This window comes from Mucilaginibacter sp. SG538B (assembly GCF_013376065.1).
Taxonomy (GTDB): domain Bacteria; phylum Bacteroidota; class Bacteroidia; order Sphingobacteriales; family Sphingobacteriaceae; genus Mucilaginibacter; species Mucilaginibacter rubeus.
Window position 1 is genome coordinate 1,338,627 of sequence record NZ_JABMJI010000001.1, and the last position, 19,220, is coordinate 1,357,846.

Consider the following 19,220-nt stretch of genomic DNA (forward strand, 5'->3'; position numbering starts at 1 on the left):
TAAATAAAGGGAGTAATTTGTCATGAAAAAAACTATTAATACAGGGCTGGTGTTACTGCTGGTGGCCACCTTGTCTGCATGCAGCAGTTACAATTATTACACCGCAGCCCGAAACAAAACAGATTTATCCGCTTACCGTACATTTGCCTGGCTACCTCCTGCAACCATGACCAATAAAGCCGGCGCAGTTGTAAAAAAGGAAGTGGCTGATGAAAAGGTTAAGGACGCGGCTATTTCGGCATTGGAAAACAAAGGGTTAAAATTCCAGGAAAACAACCCCGATTTACTGGTAAGTTATACCACAGTTACCGGCCGGGGAATGAAAACTGAGTTTTATCCTTATTACTATGGCGGTTACCCGGGCTTCGGTTTAGGATTTGGCTGGGGTTGGGGCGGTGGCTGGGGCTATCGTCCGTTTTATGGCTACGGCGGCTGGGGTTGGGGATATCCTTATGGTTACGGTTATGGCGGCGGCGGTTATGCCCGCGTACCTTACAAAGAAGGTACCCTGATTATCGACATTATGGATACCAAATCGCGCAAACTGGTATGGCGTGGTTTTGGTGTTGGCGAACTGCACAACCCGCAAAAAACTGTAAAGGAACTGCCCAAAGTAGTTAACGGCATTATTGAACAACTACAGCTTAACCAGGTACAGCAAGACCAGGTGCCAATGAAAAAAGCATAAGAAATTTGCTGATCAATTATTGAACTAATGCAAAAATCCCTTCGGGCGCTAAGCCTGGAGGGATTTTTGTTTGCGGTATAAATGGGTTACGGCAAAAGTAAGGGCAGCTACGGCTAAAACAATAACCCAGGCATCAAGCGGGCAGTTAGCGTCGCCGTCGGCATTATCACATGGATTATCTAACTGGGCAAAACAGCTTAGGGTGGCGGCCGCAAAAACAAGAGCGGTTAAAAAGAACTTTTTTTTCATATGCGCAAATCGCTTGTTATTGTTTTAAAAATTTACCGGTGCCAATCAACTGCTTGGTTTTGTTATCGATAACCCTTATGATATATGTCCCGGGTACCAAACCGGCTACGTTGTTTTTCCAGTAAAGCTGTGTGATATTTACTGCCTTCAGTATCATGCCACTGCTGTTAGTTAACTGAATATTATAGTTTGCTGAAGCGTTGGTTTGCCCTATGGTTAGGTTTAATGTTTCCGTTACAGGGTTTGGGTATATCGTAAGCAGGCTATTGCTTATGTTATTTTTTGTATTGGCATACATTAATGGCAGCTCTTTTGACAGGCTGATATCATTGTTTAAATCAGTTAACTGAACACGGTAATTATTTAAGCCTTTTGTCGGGTTAGGGTCGGTATAAGAGTAAGTTCCCAAACCGTTCGATTTTATCACATCCAGGTTTTCCCAGGTTTTGCCGTTATTGGTGCTTCTCTGCAGTGTAAATGTGGTGTAGTTGGCCTCATTTTCAACAATCCAGGTTGTTTTAGCGCCGCCGGTTGTTTTTACTGCATTAAAGTCAAGCAGCCGCAGGCCCAATGCAGGTGATTGGCGCAATATCAGCTGAAAACGTTTTTTACCAAAAGTAGCCGGGGTACTTTTATCAATATTGTAGCTGTAAATGTTGTTGTGTTTAAGATCCAGCGAATCTTTAGTAAAGTTATCCTTAAGCCATATTTCATAAATGGCAGGTACGTTACTAAGCGCTCTTAGTTTTAATTGATATGGCCCGGATGAGGTAGCGTCAGACGTTAGGGGGATGATCTCCTGCTGTTTTTTAGGGAAAGGCCGGTGATGGATAACGGTTTTAACGCTATCGCTTGACAGGGCCGACAAGGCTATCTGTGCACCATTGGTTCCGAGGTCTTCCGCGTCTTTACTATTTTCAAAAGCCGTACTGGCGTCGTTGTTAAACGCAATAACAATATCATCGGTATTAATGGAGTCCTTTATCATTTGCAGCCTTAATATCGGTTCGGCCAATGATGATGAAGTTTGTTGTGATGCTGCTGATTGTGCTTCGGCAGCCTTCAATATGTCCATGTCGGCAGCTGTGGCCGCCAGCTTCTGCAACCCCTTATCAGCAGGGGCACTTAATAAGGCTATCAGATTTGATGCCGTTGGTTGCGTTGTTGACTTCGCCGATTCCCTGAAAGTTAATGATTGCGAAGCTGAGGTAGCCTGTATAAAAAACGCCTGCCCGCTGGCTATCATATTACTTGCATAGCCATCGCTCGAAATACCGGGGTTAATATTGGTAGTCGTATCTGCCGTAGATATAGCAGTGGCCTTTTGCATGTAGCTGGCATACTGCTTTGTTTTTGGATTGTAAACCCATATTTTGCCCGGAGCAGATAGGGTTGCAGCCGAAGATACCTCTGAGGGGAAACCGGCCCCGTAAATTGATGATGTGGCGGAAACGGTTGTTGTTGTGCCCCTGCGGTTAAATTTTTCCCAATTGATGGTGGCCGCGTAAGGATTTCCAACCAGGTTATATCCGTTAACCAGGCTGCCTGTAGTATTGCTGAACAAGAGGCTGGTTGTGCCGCTGTACCAGTTGGTTACTGTAATGTTACCTGTATTTAATGTACCTGTTGCTGTTAAAGTGGTGTTGGTGGGCACATAGCTTGCGGTTGTTGAAGTTGCAAGATCGGCGGCCGTCCTGTCTCCCCTGAAAAAGAAAAGGAAACCGTTGCCGACAGGTATGGTATGTGAGCCGTCGGTATCAAAAATATAAGTTGGCGGGGAGTTGATATTGTTGATGCCCCTGAAATTACCGGCTGTAAAAGACACTTGCGACGAGGCTATGTTTTCCCTGAAGCAGTAAATTGTGGGATTGCCCGATTTATCAAAGCCGCCTGTTGTGCCTGTGGTACCGGTTATCCATGATGAGTTTTTAAGGTAATTTACACTGATTACCTTGGCTGCTGAACCTGTATTAACAGGAGATGAAAGTAACCTGTACCCCCGGTTATATGAATTGCCACCGCTTATAAAACGCTGTACGTTTACATTGCCTGTAATTGCTGTTCCGGAAGGGATAGCATCTACAGTGGCCGAACCTGTTGCATCGGAGTTTAATGTTAACACACCGCCGGCGGCAAGGGTAGCTGTACCGCCCATAGTAAGTATACCCGAAGATGATACCGCGAATTTACCCGTGCCCGACATGGTTTTTATACCGCTGCCATTAACAGTAACATTATTGAATTTTGTGCCGTTGGTGCTGTTGTCTGTAAGAGATTGAGCGCCTGCTTTACTAAAGAAAACTGTCCCGGTACCTGCCGTAAATGTACCTGTATTGGTGTAATCGCCATTGAAAGTTAGTGTGCCCGAACCGCCTGTAATAACAGCGCTGTTAGTAGCGTTACCAGTAATGCTAATATTGCCCGAACCCTGGGTTACGTTTGCTGAATTGGTCCAGGTTCCTGTAATGGTTATAACGGGGTTGTTCGTGTTAAGGTCTATTGCACCACCGCTTGTGATCCAGTTTCCGCTTACGGTTAGCGCGCCTCCGTCGACAGTTTTGGCTGCTGCCCCTGATAAGGTAAGGTTATCATAGTTGGATGGGTTTGTACCTATAAAGCTGTCATTAGTAGCGTATATTGTTTGCGTGCCGGAGGTAGCTGCGTAGTTAACGAGTCCGGTGCCGGTGCCGCCGGTGGTGAAATCGATAGTGCCACCTGTAGCAGCACTTATTGGGGTATTACCTGTTAAAGTTAATGTGGAGGCGCCGGTACCGGTATCCATATCAACTAATGCGGCGTTGGTTACAGTTACTATACCATCATTCCTGTTTACATAGTTTGAATTGGTGGTGGCTATGTTGCTTGCAGTTAATGATCCGGAATTTAGATGAAATGCCGCATTATTTACCGAATAGTTTTGCAGGAACCCCAAGGCGTAATAGCCAATTGCCGACGAGGTAGTATTTAACGATAACGAATTGGTGATATTAAATACAGGGACTGTGGTATTGATGGTAGTGGTATTTGATGTTGGCGAGGTAAATATGTTTGGCGCCGGTGGTGTTGTATTATCGCCCACTATAAATGAGTTGCAGCTTAATGTTGCATTCCCTGTACCTGTAATGGTTGTTGTTACATCACCGCTGCTGCTGTTGTGGTTTTGTGTGATGGTGCCGTTTACTGTAAGCGAATAGGTGTTATTGATGGTTAAGGTAATTGACGGAGACCCGAATAGGGTGCTGGTTAAAGGGCCAAATACCATGGATGCTATGCTGGGTACGCTACTTTGAACAATAGGCTGGTTTTTAAATGAAACAACGCCTATGCGTGCCACATTGGTGGAAGTTGGCACCGTTGCGGGGCTCCAGTTACCGGTATTGTTCCAGTTATTGTCTGAAGCGCCTGTCCAGTCAATTGCATTTGCAAAAGTTATGATATTACCATTTGACGAGGGTCCCGTATAAGTAATGGCCGAGCTGTTTCCATTCCCCGTAAGGGTATTAATGCTGGTGACGGTAATGGTGCCTGTAGGGCTGCCACCATAATTGAGCTGGCTTTTTACCGTACCTGTATAAAAATAATAGCCGGGGACAGAGTAGGATCCATCTGTATTGCCCGAGCTTGAGATAAGGTCGCCCACACTATAATCTTGTATAGCGTTACCGGTGTACGTTACTGAACTTATCAATGCATCAGATGAGGTAGAATAATACGAATCATCTGATCGGTATAAGCTCCCTGAACTATTGAAATAGGCCTCGAACCCTGCACCGGATGTGTTCATTACCAGTTGGTTAATAACAAAGTTGCCCCTTGATATTATTTTGAGGCCATAGAGGATTACACTTTCGCTTTCATAATAAGCAGGTTGCGTTACATTATTAGCCGTTCCGTTTGCCCCTGTGGTGGTAAATTGAAGCACACGGGTATACATATCAAAATTATCCCATTGGAAGCGACCGGCAGTAGTACATGTTGATTCGAGATAGGAATAATAGTATGTGCTGTAGCTGCCGCCCGTTGTGCTTGTACTTGAAGCAACAAGGGTTTTGGCTGTGGTCATGCCTGCTACAAAAACATCTTTAAAAATTGCCCAGCGGCCGTTTTTTAAACGTTGTACCTTGATCATATATGTTTGCTGATCATTGGCCATTGTAGCGTTAAGAAGCTCGTTATAATGGCCCGAGTTCGTGCCATTGTCATACCTGTACCGCAAACTGAGTGTCGTGCCCGTATGGGTTATATAAATACCCTGCATGTTATTGGTAGTATAATCGTTTGCGATAAGCCAATAACGCCAGGTATTGTTTCCAACAGCCATCACGTCAGGATCAGAGGGGCCTGTACTGCTGTTGTTTTTATAAATGAAGTTCCACTCAAAATCATTGGCGGTAAGATCTACGCTACCTGATGTGCCGCTTCCGACAAAATCCCACCTGATAGCGCTTATGGCGTTGGTTGCAGGTACCGCGGATCGCAGGCTTACCGAGCCGTTTAAAGGACTTGTAGTTAATGCATCTATGGTAACCGATGAACTTGTGCGGGTGGCATTACCAACCCCGGTTGCTCCTAATGATGTTGTAGTACCGGCAGAGGAAGTTTCAAAGTTATTGTAATAGTAGGTAAGGTTATCGCTGGTTTCCTGGGCCGCAACTGCGCTGATCAGGCATAGCAGATATCCGGTAAATAAAACGCAGCGTAATTGTGTTTTCAAATTAATAGGGTTTCGGGCAAATAATGTCAATAATGATGCTGATTCAATAAAAACGGGATTAAAGTACAAATTTCAACTCAAATATGGGTTTGTGTTGCCAATGGCATCAGTCGTGATGTCTTTTATTGAAAAAATGGAAAATTTGAAGAAATTAATTATTGATTATTGTTTACACACTTTGGGGAATATTTTCTACTATGCTTTTAATCAATAAGCAGGCTGTTAACTTACAGTAAGGGCTAATTAATCACTGCGCAACGATAAATATTTCAAAATATTCCTGTTAGGAGTGAGGATTTTGGTTTCCGGTAAAAAACTGTTCAGGTTTGATCGGGGGGTATGTGTCTTTAACAATCATCACCATTAACAATTAGTCAACTGAAGTTAATGTGACGATGACTATACGCTACATGGGGTGTTTCAGAGCGGCGTCGGATAAGTGTTCAATTTTAAAAAAAACGGGTGTTCAACTTTTTGTGGTACGGAATTGTAATATTCTGATTATCAATGCATATGTGTTCAATTTGTATTTTATATAAAATGTAAGTGTTTGATAATCAGTGTTTGTTTGTTTTGAAAAATACGCCAGGTGTTCCACATTAAAAAATTGAACACCTGGCGTTATATGCTTTATTTAACCTTTTGGCTGTTATTGCCGCGGTTAAGATCAGGCAGGGCGTTGTCGGGATCAATGGTCACCGATTCGGCTTCCTGTGTGGTAGGCAGTGTATAAGTGATTTGCCCGGATTGCAGCCAGGTTTCAACTGGCAGGTAAAAGCGTTTCTTATTGCCGTCTTTAAATTTAACCTCAACAGTAAACGGCATGGGCAGTTGCTCTTTGTTTACTGCTTTGATGATGATACCTTTGGATGCATCTTTACCTGCATATTTCGCGTCGATAAGGGCTATATCAACCAGCCAGTTATTATAAAACCAGCCCTTCCAAAACCAGGAAAGGTCTTCGCCGGCCCCGTTCTCCATCGACCTGAAAAAATCGTCAGGCTGCGGATGTTTAAAAGCCCATTGGTTGATATAATTTTTAAAGGCATAGTCAAACCTGTCTTTACCCAATATTTGTTCGCGCAGTAGTACCAGGCCAAATGCCGGCTTATAGTATGTAAGTGGATGGCGGTATTTTTCGGGGATGGCATCAGGAGCCGTCATAATACTTGGCGATTGCGGATCAAGCAATGATGGGATAATTTCATCGGCAGGGTTGCCACCGCCGGGAGCATACTCACTATCACGTTTAGGGGCATATTCGCCTTTATTAAAGGCATCGGAAGCATATATATCGATAAAGGTGTTAAGGCCTTCATCCATCCAGGCATAACGGCGCTCGTTTGATCCTACAATCATCGGGAACCAGTTATGGCCTATCTCGTGGGCTGTTACCCAGTAAAGCACGCTGCCTTTATCGGTAATGCCATCAAACACAATGCCCGGGTATTCCATACCGCCAGCAATACCGGCCTCATTAATGGCTACCGGGTAAGGGTATACAAACCATTTTTCAGAAAAATATTCTATGGACTTTTTGAGATATTCGGTAGCCCGGCCCCAGGCATCGTTACCATAGCTTTCGGCCGGGTAAACGCTCATTGCCAATGATTTTTTACCACCGGACAGGTTCACCCTCGCTGCATCCCATATGTAAGCTTTTGATGCACCAAAGGCAACGTCACGGGTATTGAGCATTTTGAAATGCCAGGTGAGGGTACCCTTGTTAACCGGGCGACTGGCCGGATCATTAACTTCGGCCAAATCACGGACCATGATGGTTTTATCACTGTTGCGGGCTTGATCTAAGCGGGCTATTTGTTTAGCGGTCAAAACCTCCTTTGGGTTAAGTAATTCGCCTGAGCCTGCTACGATCATATCCCATGGTACGGTTACCTGGTAATCGATATCGCCGTAATCTAAATAAAACTCACCACTGCCCAAAAATGGCAGGGTGTCCCAGCCGTGGTTGTCGTCATAAACACACATGCGTGGAAACCATTGCGCAATTTCGTAGATCTTGCCGTTTTTGGTATCACAGTAATCGGTACGGCCTCCAAAAGCGCCCGGAATGGTATAATGATAATTGATGCGCAGCTTTATTGCACCTTTTTGCAGCGGATGTGCAAGGCGCACCTGCATGCGGGCGTCAGTAATTACATAAGGTACAGGTTTAACCACATCACCATTATCAACCGATACGGATTCTATCTGATAGCCGCTGGTATGCTGGTCGGCGCTGGGCGCATGGTCTGTGAAAAAGTTAGAGCGGGCATCCTGTTTATAAGTATTTTGATCAAGCTGCAGCCAAAGGTATGGCAATGCATCCGGGCTGTTATTGGTATAGTTAATCACCACAGTACCGCTGATTGTTTTCTTTACGGTATCCAGGGTAACTTTCAGGTTATAGTCGGTCCTGTTTTGCCAGTACCTTGGTCCGGGTGCGCCATTAGCCGAATGGAAATCGTTACCTTTTTCGGTATAAAACATAGGCGAGAAAGCCGCCGCCGGGTTATAGTTTGACGACGTATCGTTTGGATTGAGTTTCCTTTTTTGCGCGAATGCGCCGAGTGCTAAAACCGACAGTAAACCAATGCCGATAAATTTTAATTTCATGGTGTGCAATTAAGCACCCAATATACAAAGGATGGCCGGAAAACAGTTTGTTAAAAAAGTTTTAAATAATTATGGAATTTTATGCCGGGTAGCATCATTATAATAAACTACTTAATCACCCGGATGAATTAATATATTTATCAATTAAAACGTTGGCATAATGTCTATTCAACAAATCAGCATACCTAAACCCTGCCACGAGCCATGGTCACAGATGGTACCCGCTAACAGCGGTCGTTATTGTTATCACTGCTGCAAAACGGTTATCGATTTTACGGTAATGAGCAATGACGAGACCATTAAACTTCTTGCGGCAAAGGATAATGTTTGCGGCAGATTTGGCCAAATGCAGCTGATTGAAATTAATGCGGGTATTGGCGCAAATAAAAAGCGATCCTTATCATGGATTGGTATCCTGACAGCAGCAATAATAAGCTTAACCCAGCTTGAAAAAGCTGAAGCCAAAACCAGGCACAGCCTTGAGCAGGGAGAGTTTCAACGTAAAAGCAATTTGCTCATACCTGTCCCTACCGGTGTTCAAATATTAGTAAAAGGCCTTGTAACCGAAAAAGGGACTAATGTTCCGATTCCCGGCGCTACAGTCCGTTGTAAAAACGGTGAAAGTGCAAGCACTGATGTTGATGGCGAATTTAAGTTTTTGGAACTTTCGGAGGCAGATACCCTTGTTGTTGGCTTTATCGGTTTTAAGACACAGGAAATAAGGCTTGCCGACATAGCTGACAGGTCGCAAATAAAAATAGAATTAGAGCCGGAACCGCTAACTGAACAATTTGTTGTGGTAGGAGGTGTATTTGTGCGCCATTCTTTTATTCATCGCCTGTGGCATAAAATAAAAAACATATTTTAGGGCTTTATTATAAAAGCTAAACTTGCATTTTCCTGTAAATATACCTTTAGGCAATTCATCAATTCCCGTACATTTTATTTGCGAGACACTCTCGTACTTTTTAGGTTACCGGTATTACGCGTGGCTACGTAAACATTCGACAGATAAGATCAGTACTGAACACAGGCTCATCATCTTTATTGGCGCGGCGGCAGGTGCATTTATCGGCTCGCACCTGGTTGGGATCTTTGAAAATCCGCCTTTGCTGTTTTCGCATTTCAATATCATTTACGTAATGGGTAATAAAACTATAGTAGGCGGCATGCTTGGCGGGTTGATTGGTGTTGAGCTTACCAAGAAGCAATTGGGGGTAACGGTTTCATCCGGCGATCTGATGGTGTATCCGCTGATCCTGGCTATGGTTATTGGTCGTACAGGGTGCTTTTTGGCCGGACTGGAAGATGGTACTTATGGTATAGCCTCGAACCTGCCCTGGGCTATCGATTTTGGCGATGGTATCCGCAGGCATCCTACCAATTTATATGAAATTGTGTTTTGGGCAATGCTTTGGGGTATACTCAAACTCATAGAACAAAACCACCGTTTTGCCGATGGCGCGAGATTTAAAGTATTTATGGCAAGCTACCTTGTCTTCAGGTTACTGGTTGAATTTATTAAGCCCGATTATTTTTTCAGTTTTGGTTTGTCGGTAATTCAGTTGGTTTCTATCGCCGGTATTTTGTATTATTATAAAGTATTTTTATATCCTAAAAAGCTATTTGTAAACCATGCCTGAACGCCCGTATATATACTATGATTTTACGTTAAGCATCTGCTCTACCTGCTTACGCCGGGTTGATGCCAAGATTGTTTTTGAGGATAATAAGGTTTACATGCTTAAAAACTGCCGCCGGCATGGTTTTGAAAAGGTGCTGATTGCCACAGATGTGGAATATTATAAAAACTGCCGCAACTATGCCAAGCGGAGTGAGATGCCGCTTAAGTTCAACGCCAAAACACATTATGGCTGCCCTTATGATTGCGGCCTCTGTCAGGATCATGAGCAGCACTCATGCCTTACCGTTGTTGAAGTAACCGACCGATGTAATTTAAGCTGCCCTACCTGCTATGCCATGTCATCGCCCACATACGGCAGGCACCGCACTTTGACCGAAATAGAACAGATGCTGGATGTTGTAGTAGCGAATGAAGGTCAGCCGGATGTGGTGCAGATTAGCGGGGGAGAGCCAACGGTGCACCCGCAGTTCTTCGAGATCCTGGATATCGCCAAAACAAAGCCCATTAAACATTTAATGGTGAATACTAATGGTATCCGCATAGCTAAGGACGAAAATTTTGTAAAGCGGCTGGCCACTTACATGCCTGATTTTGAGATCTACCTGCAATTTGATTCTTTCAAAAAAGAAGCGCTGGTGCAATTGAGAGGAGAAGATCTGCGTGAGGTAAGGCAAAAGGCCATTGAAAACCTTAATAAGTACAATTTGTCCACGACATTGGTAGTTACTTTGCAAAAAGGTTTAAATACCGATGAATTAGGGACAATTATTGAATACGCGTTGAAGCAACCCTGCGTTCGCGGCGTAACCTTCCAGCCTACGCAACAGGCCGGCAGGTTAGAGAATTTTAATGAACAAACCGACCGGTACACCCTAACGGAAGTACGTAACGCGATACTTGAACAAACCAGCGTATTCAATAAAAACGACCTGATCCCGGTACCTTGCAACCCGGATGCCCTGGTGATGGGTTATGCCCTTAAATTGGGCGGCGAGGTGATCCCGCTGACCCGGATGATAAACCCGGATGACCTGTTAGATAATTCAAAAAATACCATTGTATACGAAAACGATGAACGCCTGAAAGGGCATCTGCTCAATATGTTCAGCACCGGTAATTCGGTTGATAAAGCTAAAGAACACCTGCACTCGTTGTTATGCTGCCTGCCTGAAATTGACGCGCCAAGTTTAAGCTATGATAACCTGTTCAGGGTAATCATCATGCAATTTATTGATGCGCAAAATTTCGATGTGCGGGCTATCAAAAAATCATGTGTACACATCGTAAATAAAGATATGCAGATCATCCCTTTTGAAACGATGAACATTTTTTACAGAGATGATAAGCGGGAATATCTGGAACAATTAAGAGGAGAAATTTTGGTATGACAGAGGAAGAACAATTACAACCACCCAATCAGCTTCCTGGCAACAAGCCCCAAGGTGGAATCAAGATAGTCGGAATTAACCTGGCAGTATTTGTTGGTTATACCTTGCTTAGTCTGCTGGCCGATGGCGGTGTAATAGCTGGGCTGCTAATGGTTGCCCAGGTGATTGTTTGTATTATACTTTCATTGTATTTCCGTAAGTGGAGTTGGTTTTTAGGCGGCTTACTGGTTTTAGTAATTGGTTTTTCAACGTGTGTTGCAATAATAAGGATTTAGTATCTCACAAGTTGATATAATGGAAACGCAGAAGAAAGAGTCCCGTAGTAATAAAATGATAGTTGTAGGTATCAATCTATCGATATTGGCAGCTTATACTATATATTTCAGACGGATTGTTAACGAAGAGCTTATTATATTAGCGGAAGCTGTTGTTATTTTTTTGCAAGTATTATTGTGCCTGATAGTGGCAATTTTTGCTTTGAGAAAAGAATTTTTGTTTAGCGCGCTCGTAGTACTGCTGATCGGTTTTTCGTCATGCTGGATTGTTTTCTCTTCTTAGGCCAACATCTCCGCCAAAACCCCTTCTTTTAATGAATTAGTACACATGCTCACCTTATGAAGATCCAGCGCATGCATAATAAAACGGGTAACTAAGGAGGCAGCTACGATCATATCAACCCGGACGGGTATAATCCCCGGATTACCCAATCTTTCTTTATGGCTTGAGAGGATGAGCTTATTGGTGATGGTTAGCAATTCTTCTTCATCAAAATCATAGTGTTGGATACTCTTGAGATCAAATGATTTTGCTTTTTCGGTTTCTATGAGCCCGGCAAAAGTTTCAAACGAGCCGGATGAGCCAACAAGGGTATCTATTTCAATACCGGAGGTGGCAATGAACAGATCATTCAGCGTATCCTCCAGATACAAATTCATGGCCTCGATAGATGCCGGAGGGATAGGGTCTGTATGGTGGAACTGGTCCATGAGGCGTGCCGCGCCAACTTCAAAGCTTTGTTTCCACAGGATTTTATCGGTATTGCCTAAAATAAACTCCACACTGCCGCCCCCAATATCCATAATGAGCGAGTTTTTAGCCGATAGGCAACCACTTAATTTTACACCGTTATAAATAAAACCAGCTTCCTGTTCGCCATCGATTATTTCGATAACAATTCCTGTTTTTGCTTCCACTTCTTTGACGAAATCTTTTCCGTTTGAAGCGTTCCGCAGGGCCGAAGTTGCTATCGCCCTAACGCCGTCAACATTATTGGCCTGTATAAGTTCCTGAAAGCGTTGCATGGTGTTTACACCGCGCTGAAAGGCTTCGGGTAAAATATACCCTTTATTAATGCCGCCCTCGCCAAGTTTAACGGCTTCAGTGATATGTACAATTTCATGGTAGTCATGGTTATCGCCTTCGGCAATCAATAAATGGAAAGTATTTGTACCCAGGTCCATTACTGCAACGCGTTTACTCATACGGCTAAAATAAATAATCCCCGAAAATGTTTATCATTCCCGGGGATTTTATTCTGTAAATCCGAAATCGAACATCCGATATCCGAAATCAAAACTATTCTTTATAAAAGAACCACTTAGCCAGTTCTTTATAGCTTGCTTTTTTGCCGTACATCAATACGCCAACACGATAAATCCGCGCCGCAACATAGGTAGTAAATAAGAAACCTATTACCATTAAGCTCATCGATAAAGCAACCTGCCAGGGCGGTGGATCAAACGGGATCCGTACCATCATGGCAACGGGGGCTGTAAAGGGTATCATGGAAAGCCATACCGCCAGGGGGCTGTCCGGTGCACGGAATAATACCGATACCGACAAAATATAAGTGAATAGTAAGGGCATGGTAATGGGAAACATGAACTGCTGGGTTTCTGTTTCACTGTCAACTGCCGAGCCTACGGCAGCAAACAGGGCAGCGTATAAAAGATATCCGCTTAAAAAGTAAAATATAAAGCAGCCCATGATATACCCGAACGGAATGGTTTGTAACACCGCAAGCGCATTTATCATAGGACTGGTTGGAGAGTTAAGCGCGTGGCCTGCTATTTTGGTAGATATTACGGATAAAATTATCCAGGCACCAAATTGGGTTAAGCCAACTAAACCAACACCAATGATCTTGCCCAACATCAATTGAAACGGCTTTACTGATGATATGACTACCTCGATAATACGATTGGTTTTTTCTTCAATTACCCCGCGCATTACCTGTCCGCCGTATATAAACAGGGATATATAAATGAGGATAGCGCAGGCAATACCGATCAAAATATTGGGGCCGATATTGGCGCTCTTATCGCCTTTGTCAGAAATTTCAATGGCGTTTAATGATATGTTGGTTCTTTTTATACTTCGTAATAAGGCTGTATCAATATGATGCCTGATGAGGTTGTTTGAAAAGGCGATATCGCTCATCTGCTTCTCAATTTCTTCGGAAAGAGGGATAGAGGCTTTCCTTTTTGAAAAGATCTGTACTGAGTCCTTCTGTGTATAGTGTGCAGGGATATATAAAATAGAAATACCCTCGCTCTCCTTTAATAATTGTTTTGACGACTTAAGATCAGTGAGGGTATAGGTGAACTTTACATTAGTTACGTCATGGAACTTATTGGCGAAATCGCCGCTTTTATCAATCACGTTAACCGTTTGTAAGGATGATAATTTATCGCTGTCCTTAGCTACCATGGTAACAACGAATCCCATGGCCAGGATCAGCAGCGGTACTACGAATATCATGATGATAAATGATTTTTTTCGCACACGGGTAAGGTACTCGCGTTGTATAATGAGTAATACTTTATTCATGGCCGGTGGAATTTAGGTTTACTTTTTCAATAAAAATTTCGTGCATGCTTGGGATAACCTCCTGCAGCATATTTACCCGCGCTTTAGGAATTAAGTATTGCAATACATCATTGGAATTATGCCCTTCCTTTAGTTTTATCTTGATATTGTGATTGTCATCATCGGCAATAACCTCGCTCATTATTTCAAAAGGCTGGCTGCCATCAAATGCAATACGTTCGCCGGCATATTCAATAAGGTAGGTTTCGTTACGATATGAGTTGCGGATATGTTTAACTTTGCCATCCAGTATCTTGTGCGATTTATGGATAAGGGCGATGGCATCACAAAGCTCCTCAACTGATTCCATGCGGTGGGTAGAAAACAAAATAGTAGCGCCTTTTTTATTTAATTCCAATATTTCGTCTTTAATCTGTTCGGCGTTTACTGGGTCGAAGCCGCTAAAAGGCTCATCTAAAATGATCAGGTCGGGCTCATGCAGTACAGTTGCCACAAACTGGGCTTTTTGCTGCATGCCCTTTGAAAGCTCTTCTATTTTCTTTTTCCACCAGGTTTCCATCTCCAGTTTCTCAAACCAAAATTTGAGGCGTTTTTGAGCTTCAGCCCGGCTTAAGCCTTTCAACCGGGCCAGGTAGATCATCTGCTCGCCAATCTCCATCTTTTTGTACAGGCCACGTTCTTCGGGCAGGTAACCGATACGTTCAATGTGCGATTGATTAAGTTTTTCGCCGTTAAAATAAATCTCGCCCGAATCGGGAGCTGTAATTTGGTTAACTATACGGATAAGGGATGTTTTACCGGCGCCGTTAGGGCCAAGCAAGCCGAAAATCTGCCCGCTTTCAACTTCCAAACTTACATCACTGAGTGCACGGTGACCGGCGTATTGTTTAACAATATTGCGGATGCTTAGCATTTATTAAGGTTTATGTATCTGTTTTGCTTGTTAGATGGAGTTAACCAATAAAAGTTACAGCTCCGGTTTATCATATGGCTGGTTGGGGTTATCCATTTCATAGAACGGCTTTTGCCATTGCCTGCTATTGATAACATTTAAGGCTGTTACTGCTATGTAAATTCCAATAGCAGGAATTATCAGATACACAAGTCCGAGATAACGGATGTAAAAAATATAACTGGAATTTCCGATGAGTGTAAATACTAACGGTACAATTGTGTAAAATATCGGGATAAATAGCTCGCCCAGGGCAAAAAGCCGCAATGGCAGCCTAAATTCTGTTGGGCGTAACAAAAAAGTCATGGTCACGAGGCATATTATTATCATGAAATTGATGGCACCGCTAACCTGGTAAAAGATGATTAATGATTGTACATTGATTTGGAAAATGCCGATAGCCGCACTAACTAAGCCCCATACCACACTATAGATCGTGTAAATGATAAATGCGTTCACTATAAAAGGTTTTTCATTGGTATATTTTAAAATACTTATCACAAATATCATCAGCCACGCAAAACAGATGACCGGAATAAATGAGAATAAATGCCTGACACTTTCCGGAATTGTAAATGAAATGGTTTGCATGGCCTGCATTAGCAATAATACCAAAGCACTTATTACTGATGTGGCAATGGTAAGGTAGGCAGTATCTCGAGTTGGTTTCATAAGCAGGGTAGGTTTATATTTAAAGTGAACTGCATAACAATTTAGCCTGACCGGTAATAAGGTATGGCTGTTTATTGAAATTAAAAAACGGTGTAATTGTTTTGGTACAAAATACGTTGTTTGTTTAATTATATAGCCTGCGGATTTATTTCAGTTGCTTCAAGCTAAACCTCAGCATTTCAATAGCTTCCTTTTGCCTCGAAATGATTACATACATATAGCCATTATAAATAATGGTATGCGGATAACCATATTGCCCGCCTTTCCACAAACCTTCCTTTTTAAGATGATAAAGCTCATTGGCTATGATATAGTTTTTGTCGAATGATTTGCCATCGGCAGAAAGGGATAACACCAGCGGGTTACGGTCATAATGGTGCAATGTATCAGGGATACCGACATAATAAAATCGCTTATCCGGCAACCGACCGAAATGAAATTTACTGTCATTATCTGAAAATGGAGCTTCCGCCGGGCGCGACCAATTGCTACCGTTATCCCTGCTTTCAGTTAGCCATAAATGGCCTTTCCAGCCTTTACCTGTTACCCTGAGCAGCATATGCAGAACATTGTCATCTGTTTGAAAAAAAGATCCTTCGCAAAGCGGAGGTAAACCAGATTTTGCGGCAGGCGCGTAAAACATGGCAGGGTTATCCTGCTTATAAAGGGAATCAGGGTAGAAACTGCTTAGCTTCCAACCAGAAAGTCCGTGGGGATCATCTGTATAAGGAAAAGTAAAATTACCGCTGATGATCAGCCTGCCGCTATTGGTAACCTCCGGACCGTGGTTTGGTACAACAGGCAAATGCATATCAAGCGGTTCGCTCCAATGCTCGCCGTCGGTGCTGGTTTTGGCCCACAAATGGGTGTTATTGCGATGCTTGTCATAGTCGCCGTAATAGGCTACTAAGGTCCCTTCATATTGATAAAGCCCGGCGGCGGTGAGCACCGTGAGGGTATCGTTGATTTTGCCCGGAGTGGCTAATGTTTTTAACGTCGACCAGTGTTTAAAATCTTTAGAAGTGGCGTAAACCACCCTTTGCCCCGGCGAGTCCTCATCGATCATTCCGTTGCTCCATATTGCCACAAAGCGGTCTTTAAAATGAATGATAGATGCATGATGGTTATAGAGCCATTCTTTATCCGGCGAGTAGATCATTGATCGTTCGATGGTTAACTTTGGCACTCCGGCTTCGGTTTGGTAATTGTTGCGAATAGTCGGGGTTTGAGCATGGGTATTAAGAACGGATAAAAAAAAGCAGGTAACAAAAAGGAGCTGGAATTTTGCAGACATGATCCTAATTAACGCAAATTATCCGGTAAGTGAAAGTGGAGTTGAGGTGCCCGCGTTTGTTTATCCAGAAAATCATCGTTATTAATATGCGAAAATTTTATAACAAAATCGTGGCAATCCTTTTATCCCATAAATCAAGGTTCTTTTACTAAATTACAGGCTCTATCAACATACATCATTTATGAAGCTAGCCTTATTCCTTATACTTACGCTTTCTGCCGCCGTTAATGTATCTGCCCAACAGAAAAAAGCTTTAAAACCTGCTGATGTTTATCGGATCCCAACGGTAAGCGATCCCCAGTTATCGCCCGATGGCAAGTGGGTGGCTTATAGCGTTTCTGAAGTTGATACTGCAAAAGACCGCCGTGTATCACACCTGTGGATGCAGAGTTTTGATGGCAAAGAGTCTATCGAACTGACCCATGGTGAGGAGGCTGCCTCATCGCCGCGCTGGAGCCCGGATGGTAAGTATTTATCATTCCTTTCCTCGCGCGATTCAAAAACAGGCTCACAGGTTTGGCTCATCGATCGCCGGGGTGGGGAAGGTGTAAAACTGACCAATATTAAAGGTGATTTGAGCGACTACGCCTGGAGCCCTGATGGCAAGCGTTTGGTGATGGTGATAGGTGACCCCGAAAATAAAGGCAAAGAAGAACCTAAAACACCCAAGCCCATAGTTATTGACCGTTATCATTTTAAACAGGATATAGTAGGATATCTTCAGCACTTGCATAACCACCTGTATTTAATTGATGTAACCACAAAAAAGCTGGATACATTAACCAGGGGCGATAAAGATGAAAGTTCGCCGGCATGGTCGCCAGATAGTAAGACTATTGCATTTGTGAGTAACCGCAGTGCCGATCCTGATAAAAATCAAAATACCGATATTTTTACCATTGATGCCCGGCCAGGCGCCAGTATGTTGCAGTTAACCACCTGGAAGGGGAGGGACGGTAACCCGCAATGGAGCCCCGATGGCAGGTATATTTCCTACCTGCGCTCAACCAGCGATGCTGATTATATGATGTACGATCAAAATGTGGTTTGCATAATGGATGTTGTGGGACAAAATAACAAACCGCTTACGCTACAGCTTGATCGCCCCGCCGGCGCACAAACCTGGGCCAAAGACAGTAAGAACATCGTATTTATCGTAACGGACGATCGTACCCGCTATTTGGCCAATATCAATATCAACACTGGCAAAATCACGCCGATTAATAAGGGTGATTATGTTTTCAACGATATAAACACCAATCTTTCAGGCAACTGGGTAGTACAAAAAACCGACCCGTACACCCCTGCAGAATTATTCGCTTTGGAAGATAAGAAGCTTCGCAGGTTAACTTTCCACCATCAGGCCTGGTTAAACACTGTACAACTGGCTTATGTCAAAGGTTTTGAATCAACCAGTGTTGATGGTACAAAAGTATCCGGTATCATTTTAACGCCTGATAGCGTTCCCAATAAAAAATATCCGTTGATCCTTTTTATTCATGGCGGCCCGGTAGGGCAGGATGAATTTGGTTTTGATGCTACAAGGCAAACCCTGGCTGCTGCCGGTTATGCTGTAGCTGCTGTGAACTACAGGGGTAGTAATGGCCGCGGGCTGGATTATTGTAAAGCCATTTATGCCGATTGGGGCAATAAGGAGGTAAAAGATTTGCTTGGAGCGGTCGATCAACTTGAGAAATTAGGCATCGCAGATCCTGATAAGCTGGGCATAGGCGGCTGGAGTTATGGCGGCATCCTTACCGACTATACGATAGCCTCCGATACCCGCTTTAAAGCAGCAGCAAGCGGAGCGGGCAGTGCGCTGCAGCTTTCGGTTTATGGCAGCGATCAGTATGTGTTACAGTACGAAAACGAAATAGGCGTACCCTGGAAAAATGCTGATAAATGGATCCAGATCTCGTACCCGTTTTTTCATGCTGATAAAATAAAGACCCCGGTACTGTTTATGTCCGGCTTGAAAGACTTTAACGTGCCAACCATCGGCAGTGAGCAGATGTATGAAGCACTACGCACACAAGGTATCCCAACCGAATTGATATTATATCCCAATCAGTTTCACGGCCTTACCAAACCAAGCTACCAGGTTGACAGGTTGCAGCGCTATGTGGAATGGTATGATAAGTATTTAAAAAAATAATATTTTTATGCCCTCGAA

15 protein-coding genes are annotated in these 19,220 nt (G+C 43.4%); 7 read left to right on the plus strand and 8 right to left on the minus strand.

Annotation, left to right across the window (positions count from 1 at the left end; translation table 11 throughout):
- Positions 1 to 22: 22 nt before the first annotated feature.
- A complete protein-coding gene (locus FHW88_RS05425) occupies positions 23 to 688 on the plus strand; it encodes a DUF4136 domain-containing protein (protein ID WP_090524427.1) in 666 nt (221 codons plus the stop codon).
- A 48-nt stretch (positions 689 to 736) separates the two neighbouring features.
- On the opposite strand, the gene FHW88_RS05430 is transcribed toward FHW88_RS05425, so the two are convergent.
- From FHW88_RS05430 to FHW88_RS05440, 3 genes are all read right to left on the minus strand, one after another.
- Positions 737 to 937, minus strand: coding sequence for a hypothetical protein (locus FHW88_RS05430; protein ID WP_090524429.1), 201 nt, complete (start codon positions 935 to 937; stop codon positions 737 to 739).
- Between the two features lie 16 nt (positions 938 to 953).
- Entirely contained in the window at positions 954 to 5,651 is a 4,698-nt protein-coding gene (locus FHW88_RS05435; RefSeq protein WP_176623722.1) for a T9SS type A sorting domain-containing protein, read from the minus strand.
- A gap of 630 nt (positions 5,652 to 6,281) precedes the next feature.
- Positions 6,282 to 8,267, minus strand: coding sequence for a M1 family metallopeptidase (locus tag FHW88_RS05440; RefSeq protein ID WP_176623724.1), 1,986 nt, complete (start codon positions 8,265 to 8,267; stop codon positions 6,282 to 6,284).
- A 160-nt stretch (positions 8,268 to 8,427) separates the two neighbouring features.
- Between FHW88_RS05440 and FHW88_RS05445 the strand changes: the two genes are divergently transcribed.
- From FHW88_RS05445 to FHW88_RS05465, 5 genes are read left to right on the plus strand one after another with little or no spacing between them, the layout of a single operon-like run.
- The gene (locus tag FHW88_RS05445; RefSeq protein ID WP_176623727.1) at positions 8,428 to 9,135 is read left to right on the plus strand and encodes a carboxypeptidase-like regulatory domain-containing protein; all 708 of its coding nucleotides are present in this window, start codon (positions 8,428 to 8,430) and stop codon (positions 9,133 to 9,135) included.
- A gap of 22 nt (positions 9,136 to 9,157) precedes the next feature.
- Positions 9,158 to 9,910 carry a prolipoprotein diacylglyceryl transferase gene (locus FHW88_RS05450; protein WP_176623729.1) on the plus strand — a complete coding sequence of 251 codons (753 nt, stop codon included), beginning with the start codon at positions 9,158 to 9,160 and terminating at the stop codon, positions 9,908 to 9,910.
- Entirely contained in the window at positions 9,903 to 11,300 is a 1,398-nt protein-coding gene (locus FHW88_RS05455; RefSeq protein ID WP_176623731.1) for a radical SAM protein, read from the plus strand. Before FHW88_RS05450 ends, FHW88_RS05455 begins: the two co-directional genes overlap by 8 nt.
- The gene (locus tag FHW88_RS05460; protein WP_176623734.1) at positions 11,297 to 11,575 is read left to right on the plus strand and encodes a hypothetical protein; all 279 of its coding nucleotides are present in this window, start codon (positions 11,297 to 11,299) and stop codon (positions 11,573 to 11,575) included. Before FHW88_RS05455 ends, FHW88_RS05460 begins: the two co-directional genes overlap by 4 nt.
- A gap of 19 nt (positions 11,576 to 11,594) precedes the next feature.
- Entirely contained in the window at positions 11,595 to 11,858 is a 264-nt protein-coding gene (locus FHW88_RS05465) for a hypothetical protein (protein WP_176623736.1), read from the plus strand.
- Here FHW88_RS05465 and FHW88_RS05470 read toward each other — a convergent pair.
- The 5 genes from FHW88_RS05470 to FHW88_RS05490 all read right to left on the minus strand — a co-directional run bounded on the left by FHW88_RS05470 (position 11,855) and on the right by FHW88_RS05490 (position 17,047).
- A complete protein-coding gene (locus tag FHW88_RS05470) occupies positions 11,855 to 12,781 on the minus strand; it encodes a Ppx/GppA phosphatase family protein (protein ID WP_176623738.1) in 927 nt (308 codons plus the stop codon). The genes FHW88_RS05465 and FHW88_RS05470 overlap by 4 nt on opposite strands.
- A 94-nt stretch (positions 12,782 to 12,875) precedes the next feature.
- Positions 12,876 to 14,129 carry an ABC transporter permease gene (locus FHW88_RS05475; RefSeq protein WP_176623740.1) on the minus strand — a complete coding sequence of 418 codons (1,254 nt, stop codon included), beginning with the start codon at positions 14,127 to 14,129 and terminating at the stop codon, positions 12,876 to 12,878.
- Positions 14,122 to 15,042: an ABC transporter ATP-binding protein gene (locus FHW88_RS05480; RefSeq protein ID WP_176623742.1), complete on the minus strand. Its 921-nt coding sequence runs from the start codon at positions 15,040 to 15,042 to the stop codon at positions 14,122 to 14,124. The genes FHW88_RS05475 and FHW88_RS05480 overlap by 8 nt, the downstream gene beginning before the upstream one ends.
- Positions 15,043 to 15,096: 54 nt before the next feature.
- On the minus strand, positions 15,097 to 15,753 hold the full coding sequence (locus FHW88_RS05485; protein ID WP_176623744.1) for a hypothetical protein: 657 nt from the start codon (positions 15,751 to 15,753) through the stop codon (positions 15,097 to 15,099).
- Between the two features lie 145 nt (positions 15,754 to 15,898).
- Complete coding sequence (locus tag FHW88_RS05490; RefSeq protein ID WP_176623746.1) at positions 15,899 to 17,047, minus strand: exo-alpha-sialidase; 1,149 nt, start codon at positions 17,045 to 17,047, stop codon at positions 15,899 to 15,901.
- Between the two features lie 181 nt (positions 17,048 to 17,228).
- Between FHW88_RS05490 and FHW88_RS05495 the strand changes: the two genes are divergently transcribed.
- On the plus strand, positions 17,229 to 19,202 hold the full coding sequence (locus tag FHW88_RS05495) for an alpha/beta hydrolase family protein (protein WP_176623748.1): 1,974 nt from the start codon (positions 17,229 to 17,231) through the stop codon (positions 19,200 to 19,202).
- Positions 19,203 to 19,220: the final 18 nt, after the last annotated feature.